Origin of the sequence: Undibacterium sp. WLX3042 (assembly GCF_049544825.1) — a bacterium.
In the GTDB taxonomy this organism is placed as follows: domain Bacteria; phylum Pseudomonadota; class Gammaproteobacteria; order Burkholderiales; family Burkholderiaceae_D; genus Undibacterium.
This window is the reverse complement of the sequence record NZ_CP186698.1, coordinates 2,692,687-2,707,773: the sequence shown is the minus strand read 5'-3', so window position 1 is coordinate 2,707,773 and position 15,087 is coordinate 2,692,687. Positions and strand designations below refer to the sequence as shown.

At 51.1% G+C, this 15,087-nt stretch carries 13 protein-coding genes; 4 read left to right on the top strand and 9 right to left on the bottom strand.

Annotated features, from left to right (window positions below):
- Window positions 1–104 precede the first annotated feature (104 nt).
- From ACPAOP_RS12230 to rmuC, 4 genes are all read left to right on the top strand, one after another.
- Window positions 105–2,627, top strand: a complete 2,523-nt coding sequence (locus ACPAOP_RS12230; RefSeq protein ID WP_423708206.1) for an ABC transporter permease — start codon at window positions 105–107, stop codon at window positions 2,625–2,627.
- Window positions 2,628–2,700: 73 nt separating this feature from the next.
- Window positions 2,701–3,342, top strand: coding sequence for a glutathione transferase (yfcF, locus tag ACPAOP_RS12225; RefSeq protein WP_423708205.1), 642 nt, complete (start codon window positions 2,701–2,703; stop codon window positions 3,340–3,342).
- Between the two features lie 87 nt (window positions 3,343–3,429).
- The gene (locus tag ACPAOP_RS12220) at window positions 3,430–3,882 is read left to right on the top strand and encodes a group II truncated hemoglobin (protein ID WP_423708204.1); all 453 of its coding nucleotides are present in this window, start codon (window positions 3,430–3,432) and stop codon (window positions 3,880–3,882) included.
- A gap of 79 nt (window positions 3,883–3,961) precedes the next feature.
- Window positions 3,962–5,434, top strand: a complete 1,473-nt coding sequence (gene rmuC, locus ACPAOP_RS12215) for a DNA recombination protein RmuC (RefSeq protein ID WP_423708203.1) — start codon at window positions 3,962–3,964, stop codon at window positions 5,432–5,434.
- A 53-nt stretch (window positions 5,435–5,487) separates the two neighbouring features.
- Here rmuC and ACPAOP_RS12210 read toward each other — a convergent pair whose 3' ends face one another.
- The 9 genes from ACPAOP_RS12210 to chrA all read right to left on the bottom strand — a co-directional run bounded on the left by ACPAOP_RS12210 (window position 5,488) and on the right by chrA (window position 14,844).
- The gene (locus tag ACPAOP_RS12210) at window positions 5,488–7,119 is read right to left on the bottom strand and encodes a diguanylate cyclase domain-containing protein (protein WP_423708202.1); all 1,632 of its coding nucleotides are present in this window, start codon (window positions 7,117–7,119) and stop codon (window positions 5,488–5,490) included.
- A gap of 12 nt (window positions 7,120–7,131) precedes the next feature.
- On the bottom strand, window positions 7,132–7,557 hold the full coding sequence (locus ACPAOP_RS12205) for a hypothetical protein (RefSeq protein WP_423708201.1): 426 nt from the start codon (window positions 7,555–7,557) through the stop codon (window positions 7,132–7,134).
- A gap of 6 nt (window positions 7,558–7,563) precedes the next feature.
- Window positions 7,564–8,799, bottom strand: coding sequence for a porin (locus ACPAOP_RS12200; RefSeq protein ID WP_423708200.1), 1,236 nt, complete (start codon window positions 8,797–8,799; stop codon window positions 7,564–7,566).
- Between the two features lie 126 nt (window positions 8,800–8,925).
- Window positions 8,926–9,264 (bottom strand): ComEA family DNA-binding protein, encoded by a 339-nt coding sequence (locus ACPAOP_RS12195; protein ID WP_423681585.1) that lies wholly within the window; start codon window positions 9,262–9,264, stop codon window positions 8,926–8,928.
- Between the two features lie 119 nt (window positions 9,265–9,383).
- Window positions 9,384–10,223 carry a peptidylprolyl isomerase gene (locus ACPAOP_RS12190; RefSeq protein WP_423681586.1) on the bottom strand — a complete coding sequence of 280 codons (840 nt, stop codon included), beginning with the start codon at window positions 10,221–10,223 and terminating at the stop codon, window positions 9,384–9,386.
- 70 nt (window positions 10,224–10,293) lie between these two features.
- Complete coding sequence (gene glp / locus ACPAOP_RS12185) at window positions 10,294–11,592, bottom strand: gephyrin-like molybdotransferase Glp (RefSeq protein ID WP_423708199.1); 1,299 nt, start codon at window positions 11,590–11,592, stop codon at window positions 10,294–10,296.
- 1 nt (window position 11,593) lies between these two features.
- Complete coding sequence (mobA, locus tag ACPAOP_RS12180; protein WP_423708198.1) at window positions 11,594–12,205, bottom strand: molybdenum cofactor guanylyltransferase MobA; 612 nt, start codon at window positions 12,203–12,205, stop codon at window positions 11,594–11,596.
- Between the two features lie 95 nt (window positions 12,206–12,300).
- The gene (gene moaA / locus ACPAOP_RS12175; protein ID WP_423708197.1) at window positions 12,301–13,425 is read right to left on the bottom strand and encodes a GTP 3',8-cyclase MoaA; all 1,125 of its coding nucleotides are present in this window, start codon (window positions 13,423–13,425) and stop codon (window positions 12,301–12,303) included.
- A gap of 90 nt (window positions 13,426–13,515) precedes the next feature.
- Window positions 13,516–14,844: a chromate efflux transporter gene (gene chrA / locus ACPAOP_RS12170; RefSeq protein ID WP_423708196.1), complete on the bottom strand. Its 1,329-nt coding sequence runs from the start codon at window positions 14,842–14,844 to the stop codon at window positions 13,516–13,518.
- Window positions 14,845–15,087: the final 243 nt, after the last annotated feature.

Below are 15,087 nucleotides of genomic sequence, written 5' to 3'. Positions count from 1 at the left end.
AGGCTTTTGGCGCTGTTTATGTAGCGCAGCGATCTGCCTGAGATGTTGATGTTGTTGTTATTCCTGATGTAGTCGATGTTGATCTTTCTGGCAAAGGTAGGCGAATGATATTTGGTTTATCGTGGCGTATGACCATGCGCGACTGGCGGGCGGGTGAGTTGCGCTTTCTGATCGTTGCATTAATGGTTGCCGTGGCTTCTTTATCATCGGTCGGATTTTTTACCGACAGGCTGCGCAGCGGTCTGAATCGTGATGCGCATCAGTTACTGGGCGCAGATTTACTCGTCAGCGCAGACCAGCCGGTGAAGCAGGAATGGCGCACTGAAGCGCAACGGCGCGGCTTACTTATCGCAGAAACGGTCGTTTTCCCTAGCATGGCGATTGCCGGTGAGGGCGATCAGGCACAAGCAAAGCTGGTGTCCTTGAAAGCGGTCAGTCATGCCTATCCTTTACGCGGTAATCTCAAATTACATCAGCTTGGTGGTGGACAAAATAAGCCTGTTGCTGAAGTTCTGACGAGGGGTATTCCGGCGTCGCGCACGGTCTGGCTCGACCCGGCTTTGCAACTGGCGCTGAACCTGAAAATCGGCGATAAACTGAAGCTGGGTGATCTGGAATTCAGTTTTACGCAGACGATTGCGAATGAACCTGATCGTGGTGCAGGTTTTATGAACTTCGCCCCGCGCGCGATGATTTCCTTAGACGATTTAGCCGCAACCGGACTGATACAGGATGGCTCACGCGTAACTTATCGCTTGCTGATGGCTGGAGAGGCGAAAGCGATTGCGGCTTATCAGACGCAACTCAAGCAAACAATAGAACGAGAACAACTGAAAGGCGTACGTCTGGAGTCGCTGGATTCTGGCCGCCCTGAAATGCGCGCAACGCTGGATCGTGCAGAGCAGTTCTTATCGCTGGTGAGCCTGTTGTCAGCGATGCTGGCGGCGGTCGCGATCGCGATGGCTGCGCGGCGTTTCATGCTGCGTCATCTGGATGCTTGTGCGATGTTGCGTTGTCTTGGACTGACGCAGAATCAGGTCAGCGCTATGTATCTGATCGAATTTCTGATGCTGGGGCTGGTCGGCAGCGTGGCGGGTGTTGTGCTTGGTTATGCAGGACATTATGTGTTGCTGGAATGGCTGGGTGCGCTGGTGGCTAAAGATTTGCCGCTGGCTGGCTGGTTACCTGCTGCGCAGGGCATTGCGACCGGTTTGCTGCTGCTGGTGGGTTTCGCATTGCCACCGGTGCTGCAATTGCGGAATGTGCCGCACAACCGCGTTATTCGTCGCGAACAGGATGCACCGCAGCCGCTGACCCTGGCGACGTATGCGCTGGGTCTGGCGATGTTTCTTGGCTTGTTGTTATGGCAGACCGGCGATCTTAAACTCGGCCTGCTGACGGCGGTAGGTTTCCTCGGCGGCATGCTGTTGTTTGCACTGATTGCGTGGGCTGGTGTGTTGTCGCTCAAGCGTATGCGCAATCTGTTCCGTTTTTCTGCGTGGCGCTTTGCCGTCACCGCATTACATCGGCGCCTGGGTGCTACGGTGATACAAGTCGTGTCGCTGGCATTGGGCTTGATGGCTTTGCTGTTGCTGACCGTGGTACGCGGTGATCTGATCGCGGCATGGAAGAAATCAACGCCACCGGATGCCCCTAACCAGTTCATCATCAATATCCAGCCTGATCAGAAAGAGGACATTGCGCAGCGCCTTGCGAGTTTTGGGCAGCCACGCATGTACCCGATGATACGTGGGCGTCTGATTGCGGTGAACAGTAATGCGATTGGTCCTGATACCTATGCGGAGGATCAGGCGCGGCGCATGGTGGACAGAGAGTTTAATCTCTCGACGATGACAGAATTACCGGAGATGAATAAGCTGGTGGCGGGAAAATGGTATGACGATGCCAACGCGACGACACCTGAAGCCTCTGTGGAAGAGGGGATTGCCAAAACACTCAAGCTCAAACTTGGCGATCAGTTGACGTTTGATATTGCCGGACAACAGACCACCGCTAAAATCACCAGCCTGCGCAAGCTGGACTGGGGTTCTATGCGGGTGAATTTTTTCGTGGTGATCAACCCGAAAGCCATGGTTGATATGCCGCAAACCTGGATTACCGCATTTCGTGTCCCGCCATCACAAATGGCGTTCATTAACCAGTTGACGCTGGATTACCCGAATCTGACGGTGGTGGATGTCGGCGCGATGATTAAACAATTGCAGGACGTGCTGGATCAGGTGATTACGGCAGTCGAGTTTTTATTCATGTTCACACTGGCGTCCGGCGTTCTGGTGTTGTATGCGGCACTGGCTGGCTCGCAGGACGTGCGTATGCGTGAAGCCGCGTTGCTCAGAGCTTTAGGCGCAACCCGTGCGCAATTGTCCCGCGCGCAGTGGGTGGAATTTTTACTGACCGGTGGCCTTGCAGGATTACTCGCTGCCAGCGGCGCTTCGGCGATAGGCTGGGCATTGGCGAAATTCAGTTTCAATTTTGAATGGACGTTTTCACCACTGGTCTGGATTGCAGGCTTGTTTGTCGGTGCTGTCTGCGCGATGGTCGGTGGCTGGCTGGGTTTGCGGAATGTCCTGAATCAGCCGCCGTTATTAAGTCTGCGTGAGGCATAAATTAACAGCGCTCAGCAAGTAATCACAGAAAAATACATCAGGCAGAATTTCGCCGGACAAGAAAGGAATCAGCATGAACCAGAATACGAAAGACACGATCCGTTTATACGTTGATGCAAAGTACACCAGCCCGTATGCGATGTCGGCCTATGTGGCCCTGCTTGAAAAAGGTGTGCAATTTGAGTTGGTGACGGTCGATCTGGCGGCACAAAAACATCATCAGGCAGAGTACGCCGGTATTTCGTTAACTCAGCGCGTACCGACGTTTGAACAGGGTGATTTCAGCCTTTCTGAATCTTCGGCGATTACCGAATATATTGATGAAGTTTTTCCGGGGACGGCTTTATATCCGAAGTCGCCAGAGCTGCGTGCCCGTGCGCGTCAGGTACAGGCATGGCTGCGCAGCGATCTGATGCCTATTCGCGTTGAACGCAGCACACTGGTGAATTTTTATGGACAAAAGTATCCTCCTTTATCGGCGGAAGCCAAAGCTGCGGCAGACAGCCTGATATTTTTTGCTGAGTCTTTACTGCCGCCCGGAGCAGAAAATCTGTTTGGTGAATGGAGTATTGCCGATACCGATCTGGCATTGATGCTGAATCGTCTGGTCATGCATGGCGATGAAGTACCGGCGCGTTTGCGTGACTATGCGCAGCATCAATGGCAGCGCGCTTCAGTACAAAGCTGGGTTCATCAGAAACGTCCGGCTTTATAAGAACCTGTCGCAGACGCGTATCTGACGGCGGACAGATAACATAACAGCAAAACAGTGACTTACACGTTTAGTGACAAAGAGTGAACAATGAATCAAGACGAGCAAACAGCAAACTCAGCAGCGACAACGACAACAACAAGCGTCGACACCGAAGAAGAAAAATCCAATCTGTATGAACTGATCGGTGGCGCGGATAAATTGCGCGAAATGGTCGATCGTTTTTATGATCTGATGGAGCTGGAACCTGAATTTGCAGGCATACGGGTCATGCACCCGACACCGCTGGATAGTTCGCGTGACAAGCTGTTCTGGTTTTTATCCGGCTGGATGGGTGGGCCGGATTTGTATATCAGCCAGTTCGGTCATCCTCGTTTGCGTGCGCGCCATCTGCCGTATGCGATTGCCAGCGATGAGCGCGATCAATGGCTGCGTTGCATGGCATGGGCGATGCAGGATGTCGGTATTGCAGAACCCTTGCAGCAACATCTGATGCAGTCTTTTTATCAGACCGCTGACTGGATGCGTAACACACCGGGATAAGCGCGCATGCGGTTCTGGCAGAAATACCGCCTGATGTTAGGTGTATCTCTTGTTTTTTTGTAGTCGATATTTTTCATCCATGACTTTATTTGAAATCTTGATTCTGCTTGCACTGGTGGTTCTGATCGTTTTAACCGCGATCGTCTTGCTGCGTCATCGTTCAGGGCAGAGCGAAGTGCCGACATTGGATTTGCTGGCGCTGCAAAATTTTTTACAGCAGGCGCAGCAACAGCAAATGCTGAGTCAGGAGCGCACTGAACGTTCTTTGCGTGAACAAGTGCAGTCAACCGCTCTGGCAACCCGTCAGGAAATAGGTGCCAATTTCAGCCGGTTTCAGCAAGGTCTGGCGACACAATTAACCAGTGTCGCAACCTTACAGAAAAATCAGATCGATAGTTTTTCTCAGCAATTAGTCAAGCTCAGCGAAAGCAATGCCCAGCAGCTGGAGCAAATGCGTCTGACCTTGATACAGCAAAGCCAGAGTGCGCGCGAAGAGCAGGGCGTTAGTCTGAAAGCATTTGCGGATACGCTGAATCAGACCTTGACCAGCCTGACCGAATCCAATGCGCAGCGCATGGCGGAAATCCGTGCGACGCTGGAGCAGAAAATACAGCAACTGCAAGCTGAAAATGCCAGCAAGCTTGAGGAAATGCGCAAGACCGTGGATGAAAAACTGCATGCAACACTGGAGCAGCGTTTAGGTGAATCATTTAAGCTGGTCTCCGATCGTCTCGAAAAAGTGCATCAGGGGCTCGGTGAAATGCAGCAACTGGCGATAGGTGTCGGTGATCTGAAACGTGTGCTCACCAATGTGAAAACCCGTGGCACCTGGGGTGAAGTGCAGTTGGAAATGGTGCTGGAGCAAATGCTGACGCCAGATCAATATGCGAAGAATGTGGAAACCATACCTGGCACAGGTGAACGGGTCGAGTTCGCGATTAAATTGCCGGGTAAGGAAGATGACAAAGCACCGGTCTGGATGCCGATTGATGCCAAGTTTCCGAAAGAGCACTATGAGCGTTTGCTCGATGCCGCTGAGCGTGCCGATGCCGAAGGTGTTGCGGTGGCTGGCAAGGAACTGGAACGGGCGATACGCGGCGAAGCAAAAACGATTTCCGAAAAATATCTGTCGCCACCATTGACGACCGATTTTGCAATTTTGTTTTTGCCGACCGAAGGTTTGTATGCGGAAGTCATGCGTCGTCCCGGCCTGGCGGATGAATTACAACGTAGCTGCCGTGTTTCCATTGCCGGGCCATCGACGTTATCGGCCTTGCTGAACAGCCTGCAGATGGGATTCCGCACGCTGGTGCTGGAAAAACGTTCCTCCGAAGTCTGGCAGGTGCTGGGTGCGGTGAAAACGGAATTCGGCAAGTTTGGCGATGTGCTGGCAGCGACCAAACTGACGCTGGAGCGGGCAGCAAAAAATATCGACAATGCCGAAGTCAGGACCCGTCAGATGACGCGCAAACTCAAGCAGGTAGAGGCATTGCCGAACGATATTGCGCAAAGCCTGCTCGGTGTTGCTGATGAGGATACCAGTTCAGAATGACAGGCTGGCAGAATCATTTTTTTATTCCGCCTCTGCATTTTAATTGCCCGTGTTCAGACCGATGATGCCTGATCCTGGCTGGATGCATATTCAGCGAGCACGTATGTATTTCTGCCGCTTTGTTTCGCTTCATACATGGCCTGATCTGTTTCCGCGAGCAGTTTTTCTGCCGAAACCGAGGTTCCTGACGCATAATTAATACCGATGCTGGCACCGATTCGGGCACTGATTCCATGGCCGACATCAACCGGGCGTGACGCTTCAGCTATGATCTTGCCGGCGATTTCTATTGCTTTGCTCTGGTCTGTCAGGTCACATAACAGCACGACAAATTCGTCACCACCAAGGCGTGCAATGAAGTCTGTTTTTCTCAGAATACCAGTCAATATACTGCTGAACTGAATCAACACCATATCACCGGCCTTATGTCCGTATTTGTCGTTGACTTCCTTGAATTTATCCAGATCGATCAATAAAAGGAAAAATGGTGAGGGATGTCCGAGGGCATTTTCCTTCATCAGATGGGCGAGTTTCCGCTCTAAGCCCAGCCGGTTGTTCAGGCCGGTTAAATGATCGGTGACAGCCAGATGCTGGGCAGCTTCTTCTTTATATTTGCGATCGGTAATGTCGTTGATTAAGCCCTGAAGTAAATCATTTTCGGCAGCATGCAGAACGACATTGATCCATTTTTTTTCTTTCAGCTGGCCGGGCTCTATGCAAAAATCTTCTGACACGACCCGTGATTCTTTCAGGGCTGCATCAATCATCAGATGCAGACGTAACTCCTGCCCGCTGATGAGATCAAGCAGCGCTGGAGACGTAGAGCCGTCATCCGTTTTGAGGCTGAGCATACGTACCAGAGCCTGATTGTATGAGATCAGCTCACCATGTGAGTTCATTTTGAAGATACCGGTTTCAGCGTTTTCAAAAAAAGTCTGAAATTTTTTCTCTTCCAGCGCATGTTGAATCCGCAGATTTTTCTCTTCATCGAGAGATGAAACCAGATTGGCGATGATTTTATTCACGTCGTTAACTAAACGCCCCAATTCATTTTCTTTATTGTTTTCGGGATGTTCCAGTAACTCCCCTTTTTGTGGTGAAAGGGCGTGTAATCTGTCTGAGATCAGTTTGATCGGGCGCGTAAAAAAGACAAAGACGATCAGTGATAAGACCGAGGCAATCAGCAGATTCTGGAACAGCAAAAGTTCCACAATGAAAAGGGCTTTGTCGGTACTGTTTTTGTTGACGGTGGCCTGATTAATTTCCATGTTCACCGTACAAACTTTTTCTCTGGGGTTGAACGGCGAAAAAATTTCTCTGGTAATGAAATCAGGGTATTGTTTAAAAACAACAGGCAATTCAAACGAAATCGGAAGCGCCTGTTTTTTTGAGACGGCCAGCACTTTTTCACCACTATGAATCGTTACTTTGCTGACGACATTATTTTTGCTGATACCGTTGACGACTTCATTCGCCAGGTTTTTATCGGACAGATAACAGGCAATGCTGGTGGTGTTTTCGGCTGAATTCAGCAGATCCTGCATCGTTCTGATGGTGTGCTTCTGTTCGTCATCAAAAAAATAAACGTAGCTGGCAAACGAAAAAAAGATGCCTATGATTAAGCTGACCCCCAGCAAGGCGAGGGAACTGCGTATCGCGATATTGTTTCGAATAAGATGGCGCATGCAGATTGGGAATCAGTTGCTCAAAAGAAGTATAAGTTTAACTCTTTTGTCAATTTTCCTGCTATCAATATAAGCGATCGCGCCTTTATTTTCACTCACGAGACTGATTGCTTCTTCCGCATTGTTGACCTGAATTGGCGGATGTCCGAGTCCGGAGAAGCGCAATCTTGCCCAGTAGGAGTTGATTTCTGCCAGTTCTTTACCAACCAGCAGAGAGTAAAACTGCATTTTTTCCTGGTTGGTATTACTCAGATCAATAGGTATTCCGGTCAGACCATTGGCTAATTTTCTGGTTCTTCCCATATAGATGTTGATGACTTCATCTTTGCTCAGTTTTTCGATACCACTATTCGGATTGCCAATCACGGCAAGCTCTGCCGATGCTGTGCCACTGATCAGCAGCAAAGCCAGACATAAAAATTTAATCAGGTTTCGCATGCAGATTCAGAAAACAAAATTATAGGCAACACTCAACAGATTCGCGTGACCATCCCATCCCGGTTGCGCATTGCGAATCAGAAAATGTTTCTGGCTGCGGATGTGATCCAGTTGTACTTTGATATTGGCATTCTCGCCCAGATCGTATCGGATACCTGCGGTGAAAGTCTGCTGACCATTCTGGATAATCTGTTTGTTCACCTGAGTGAATAAATATTTCAGCTCCGGTGACAGCGCCGGGTCGGCAATCACGCGTTTTTCATTGCCTTGCTGGCGGGACGCGGAAGCCGTTGCATACGGTGTCCATTTTTTTATCCGGTAACTCATCGTCAGATAGGCAGCATCTGAGTTTTGCAGCAAGACGGAATCGCTTTCGATTCTGCCCAGCATGAATTGCGCCTGAAGCGGCCCCTGATCATAAACAGCGCCGATAGAGGTGTACTTCAATTTCTTATCTATCGTGGAAAGCTGGTCTGTCACACTGGCTGCGACAGAATTAGCGGACACTGGCAAAGACTGAATTGACGCCAGTACCGGAATAAACGGCGGATATTCGTTTGCTAATTTTAATTCGGTATAGCCGACTCTGAATGTCCAGTTTCTTTGTTGATATTCCAGATGACCCCCGCTGAGCTTCGAGCGGTTCAGCGGAAAAAACTGTCGCTGAGTGCTGACATTAATTTTTTCACGTGCCAGCCCGTAAAACAGCTTTGCCTTCAGAATTCCACCCCCCGCCGGATAGGAAAAGACGGTATCTGCACCGTCAAAATAAGAAACGATGAGCCTGCCAAAAAAATCCACAGGTGGTCTTACCCACGTGTAGGAGTAGCCGATGTTTCTGGAGTCTGCCAGCATATAGACGTCAAAACCTAAGCGTCCTGCACGGAGCTGAAAACGATCGTCAGGATTGTACTGTGCATAAGCCCAGGTAATTTCAGGCAGAAAATCATCCGTTCCTTTGCGGCTGACGACCTGAACTGCCGCATCAATACTATCGCTGAAGCTACGATTGATTTGCAGGCCGAGATTGCTGTCAATGCTGGCATCGGTCTGTCGTGTGTAACCGACACCGGAGTTCTGTGATAAATCACGCACAAAATCTGCCTGACGGGTATCGCTGTGGACGACACCCAGAGTACCGAAACCGGTAACGGAGTAGCCGTTGTCATCAGCGGCGTGAGTATTCTGTGCGCTGAGGATACAAAGCGCCAGTATGGAGAGTTTGAATGACCAGTCAGACATAATGCATATTTCTTTGTTGCACTGCCCACCATGTTTCGCGGCGGGCAGCGGATTCCGGCGTTTTTCTATCGTATTCTGGTTTTTGTCTGAATAAACCGCTGATACTGAGCAACTGGTAGGAATCGCTTATTTTTTCTCAGCGGGTTTTTGTCTGGCGATGATCAGATCCTTGATGCCGTTATAGACATCTTTAGTCAGAATTTTTTTCGTCAGCAATTCATCTTTACCTTTGTAAGGACGACCTTTGATAATCGCATCGGAGCGGGCATCGCCGATTTTTGGCAGGGTTGCCAACTCTTCTTTGCTGGCGTTGTTGATATCAAGTAGTTCAGTTTTTGCACTTGCAGCAGCGGATGCAGTGGCAGGCGCTGCTGCTTTCTTGGGCTCATCTTTCGCGTGGACTACGCCACTGGCGAGCAAAGTCAAACCTGCGCATATCAACATTTTTTTCAAGGTGTTTTTCATATTTACTCCCATCACAGTGGTTGAACAACTAAGGTGTTGTTGTCAATGACGCGTACAAAATTGATCGATGAACAGCCGGTGTATGAATAGAATACATCAGCTATTCACACACACGTGTCTTATTGCGTTTGTGTCGCTGACGTAATAAAGATCGGGGTCACAGGAACATTGTTCAGATTACCTTGTGTCGATACGGGAACGACGCGGATCAGATCAATCACATCGAGACCGGAAACGACTTTACCGAACACTGCATAACCGCTGTTTAAACTACTGTAATCAAAACCGGGATTATCGGCAGTGTTGAAATAGAACTGCGATGTTGCTGAATCAGCAGCGCTGGTACGTGCCATACCGATGGTACCGCGGGTATTGCTCAGACCATTATTGGATTCCAGTTTAATTCCGGCAGAGGTTGGAGCCAATTGCAGGTCGGATGTGTAGCCACCGCCCTGGACAACAAGGTTGGCTTCAACGCGGTGGAAGATTTTATTCGTGTAAAAGCCACTCTCGACATAGTTGAGGAAGTTATCAACGGTGACGGGCGCTTTTGCCGGATTCAGTTCGATCACGATATTGCCTTTGCTGGTGCCCATTGTGACCTGGGGCGGTAACGCCAGCGAGGATGTCAGTGAGGCCTGATAGAGGCCGCCGCCGTTGGCATTGGTGATGGTTGCAATCGCCGTACCCACGCCGACGATCTTGCAAGTGAATGTGCGCTTTGTCGCTGAACCACCTGCAACTTCAGTCAGGCTGAGGCAGAGCGGATTGGCGACATTAATTCCCTTGTCCAGATTCTGGCCGTTGACGGTCATCGTATATGTCTTGCGATAAGCAATCTGGGAATTTTCCACGCTGCTGACTGTGGCAAGCACGGCAGGCGTGTCTTTAGATCCACCACAACCACTCAGCAAAACGAGGGATGTACATGTACCCAGTAACCATGTTGAAGCTTTCACTCTGATCTCCGTCTGTATAGAAAAATGAATTGTACTTTGTCTCATGCAGGAATAGCTGAAAATGATGGCTTTACAGCAATCCTTCGAACAGCAGGACTGTGACTTTGTCGCCCGCCGACACCTGACCCTGATCGTGCTGCAAAACAATCATGCAATTGGCTTCGGACATCGAACGCAGGATACCGGAACCTTGCGAGCCGGTCACGCTGACTTCCAGTTCGCCACTTGCGTTCGTTGTGAGAATGCCGCGCTGATATTCGGTTCGCCCCGGGCGTTTGCGTATCGCGGTTTTGCTGATCACAGGAATTAAAGGCAGCGGCGCAGCATTTGCGCCCATCATGTGCAGCAAAGCCTGGCGTGCAAAAAAATAGAACGTCACCATCACTGCGACCGGATTACCCGGCAGGCCGAACAGGTAGGCGCTTTTCCCCTGTGAGTGAATTTTGCCAAAGGCCATTGGTCGTCCGGGGCGCATGCCGATCGTCCAGAACGCAACGTCGCCCAGCTTGCCCATGATTTGCTTGGTGTAGTCGGCTGCACCAACCGAAACGCCGCCCGAGGTGATAACGGCGTCGGCGTTTTCACAGGCGGAGCGGAAAGCGGCTTCCAGCTCTGCAGGATCATCCTTGATGACGCCCATGTCTATGATGTCGCAGCCGAGACGGCTCAGCATGCCATACAAAGTGTAGCGATTGCTGTCGTATACACAGCCTTCATCCAGTGTCTCGCCAAGTGAGCGCAGTTCGTCACCGGTTGAAAAAAATGCGACGCGCAAACGTCGCTGTACCGGCACTTCCGCGACCCCTAACGAGGCCAGCAGACCCAGATCTGCCGGGCGCAAAATTTTGCCGCGTTGCAGAGCTGTTTTGCCGTTCGCCAGATCCTCGCCTTTCAGACGCCGATTGTCTCCGGTACGTACTTTGCCGGCGGGAATGCCGACCTGCGCCTCGCTGGCATTCACCGTAAATTCTTGAGGGATCACGGTGTCGCATGCGGCCGGCATGACTGCTCCGGTCATGATGCGTACACATTCACCGCTACCGACGTCGCCCTGATAAGCGCGTCCTGCAAAGGCGGTACCGACGATGTTGAAATCGCGGACGCCAGCTTCAGGAAGATCGCTGCCGTTGAACGCATAACCATCCATCGCTGAATTATCGTGGGCAGGAACGTCGATGCCGGACACGATATCGGTTGCCAGTACCCGGCCTAATGCCTGACGTATTGCCAGCTTTTCGATTGCCTGAACAGGTGTGATAAATTGCGCGATGATGTCCTGTGCTTTGCTGACGGGAAGCGCATGCGGATCGTAATCAGACATACAACTGACGATGTCGTGCAAGCTGGATGGGCTGGAAGCGTGAGTCATATCAGGTCTCGAATTGTCGTAGTTCTTGCAGGGTATTAATGTTGCGAAAGCCAGTATTGTCCTCGAAAACGACTTCAGCAATACGCAAATGTTGGAACCATGCGTCAACTTTGCGTCCGCCCTGCATCAGAAAAGCGGTCAGGTCATCCAGTAACGAGGCTTTCATCAGAGAAAATACCGGATGAGACTGACGGCGGGCAATGCCATCTTCATATTCTGTGGTAACTGCGACCGCCAGATCGGCATCATTGCTGAGCAGGCCCAGCGATAAACGGTCTGCCAGATCGGCAGGCAATAAAGGTGAGTCGCACGGCACCGTCAGCATATACGGTGTTTCGCAATGTACCAGACCGGTCTGCACTCCTGCCAGAGGGCCGGCGTAACCCTCAATCTGATCGGGCCAGACCTGGGTGCCGAAACTCTCATAGACCGCCAGATTCTGATTTGCGTTAATGATGATCTCACCGACCTGCGGTGATAGCCGCATTAAGGCATGTAATGCCATCGGCGCGCCACGAAAATTCTGCAAACCTTTATCGACCTGGCCCATACGGGTGCCTCGTCCACCGGCCAGAATCAGGCCGGTGATCAGTTGTTTGTCTATGCCAGTCATATTGTCTATCTTTGATCTGATGTGTGTTGAGTGTGTTGGTTGTGGGGCTGATCTCCGGAGAGGATCTGCTGTATTTCAGACAAAGCCGTTGCCGGTCAGCCGCCTATGTATGACATTTCTATTTTCTTGCGCTGCTCCTGATCGCGCTCCGTTTGCTGGCTGCGCAGTTCAGAATAACGATCCTGTCTTAATTGCCAGATGCTGGCAATCACATTGGCAATCGCGAGGTCAGAATGGTTCGCCGGGTCGCGCAACAATGCCCGTAAATCATGACCATGAGTCGCAAACAGGCAGGTGTATAACTTGCCCTCCGTGGATAAGCGCGCACGGCTGCAATCACGGCAGAATGCATGGCTGACACTGGAAATGACGCCGATTTCACTCTGACTCCCCTGATGTTGCCAGCGTTCCGCCGTTTCCCCTGCGTAGTTCGCCGGAATGGCGTTCAGTGGCATGCCGGCATCCTGAATTGTCTGAATGATCTGCGCCGACGGGATAACTTCATCGAGTTTCCAGCCGTTCGACGCGCCGACATCCATGTATTCGATAAAGCGCAGGATATGCGGCGTGTCTTTGAAATAGCGTGCCATAGCGGCGACTTCATGCTCGTTGACTCCTGCCTTGACCACCATATTGACTTTGATCGGGCCCAGTCCCGCAGCCTGTGCAGCGTCAATTCCGTCGAGTACCTGCGCGACAGAAAAATCAACATCATTCATGCGTTTGAAAATGACATCATCGAGCGAGTCGAGAGACACCGTTACGCGATTTAATCCGGCATCTTTCAGGCTTTGTGCTTTTTTTGTGAGCAGCGAGCCATTCGTCGTCAGTGTCAGATCGGGTGGGTTGCCATCGACCGTGCGCAGACTGGCCAGCATCTCCACCAGTTTTTCTATATTTTTTCTGAGCAGGGGCTCGCCCCCGGTCAGACGGATTTTTTTGACACCATGCGCAATGAAAATGCGCGCAATACGTGTGATTTCTTCAAAGCTCAGTAACGAGGTATGCGGCAGATATTGATAATTTTTATCGAAGACTTCTTTCGGCATGCAATACACGCAGCGGAAGTTGCAGCGATCTGTGACCGAGATGCGTAAATCGTGCAATGGCCGCGCCAGCGTATCGCTGAGAAAACCGTCAGGCTCGACGAGGCGGGTCGGTATTTTCAGTTGCGACAACTGCTGTCTCAGGTCGGTCAGGGGGATAAATTTTTCCGTCATTGAAGTGCTAGCTCAGACTGTTTTTTGCGTAAGCCGAGACAATACCATGAGAACGAAAATAAGATTTCTCCCCGCTTATATTAGGTAGATTCAGATCAATTTTTGACACAACAACCCAAGCACGCCAAATATGGCCAGCAAAGTTATTGTGCCGGGTTTGAAGCGAAATACGAGGATGCAGGCGAGCAGCGTTAGGGCGATGGCGGGCACATCCCATTGTTGTTGTGCCGTATAAAAAACGTGGCTCGCAAAAAATACTGCCAGACTGACGATCACGCCGACCACGGCGGCTGAAATCGCACTCAGCGGCGCGGTGAAACGCAGTTGGTTACGCGTCGATTCGACCAGTGGGCCACCGGCCAGAATAAAAATAAACGACGGCAGAAAGGTGAAGAAAAAAGCGATGCAGGCACCCAGCAATCCGGCCAGCAATTGGCTTTCTGCGCCCAGTGGCATTTGATTCCAGCCACTGACGAAACCGACAAAGGCCACCACCATAATCAGCGGTCCCGGCGTGGTTTCTCCCAATGCCAGACCATCCATCATTTGCGCCGCGCTCAGCCATTGAAAATGATCGACCGCTGACTGAAAAACATACGGTAGCACGGCGTAGGCACCGCCGAAACTCAGCAATGCTGTTTTCGTGAATAACCATGCCATCTCGGTCAATGGATTGTGCCAGCCCGTCGCATAAGCAATCAGGCTCCAGCCGCCAGCGCACAATAGCAGGCCAGCGACAGCAACCAGTATCAGATGGCGCAGTGAAAAACGTGCATGCGCTGGTGTGGGGGTGTCATCGTCAATCAGCGCGCGCGGATGGGTTCTTTGCCCGCTGTCTGCTGCTGCGTGTGACGGTGGTAACTGACAATGTTGTCTGAATAAGGCTCCTGCAACCGCGGCGAGTAAAACGATGGCGGGGAAGGGCAGCTTAAGCACAGTGATGGCAATGAAAGCGCAGGCGGCAATTCCCTTCAGAAAATGCGTGCGCAGGCTGCGGCTGCCTATGCGCCACGCGGCTGCCAGCACAATCGCGACGATCGCCGGTTTAACCCCATACAACACGCCGGAAACGATATGGTGTTTGCCGAACACCATATACGCCCACGACAGACCAATCAAAATAAACAGGCTGGGCAAAATAAACAAGATACCCGCCATCAGTCCACCGAGGGTTCTGTGCATCAGCCAGCCGATGTATACCGCCAGTTGCGTCGCTTCCGGCCCCGGCAGCAGCATGCAGTAGTTGAGTGCGTGTAAAAAGCGCCGCTCGGAAATCCAGCGCCGCTGATCGACGAGTTCGGCGTGCATCATCGCTATTTGTCCGGCCGGACCACCGAAGCTGATAAAACCTAATTTCAGCCAGTACCAGAACGCCGTTTTGAGGGAAATAGCCTGATCAGGATGCGTCGTTGTTTGCATGGCGTCGGAGAGGATATTGGCTGGGATAAGGACGAATCTGGCTTGTTGCGGTCAGAGGTGATCCTGCGATGCGTGCAGCGCTATATTGAGGTATTAAATATACTCCCGGGAGTATATTTTTAAGCCCTTTAAATATGCTGACGATAGCCTGATTTTTCCAAATAATGGGGGGAGTATCCATTAAAAGTAAAAAAGCTGGCAAACTTGTTGAGTCTGCCAGCTTTGCACGAGGTTGCTTATCGC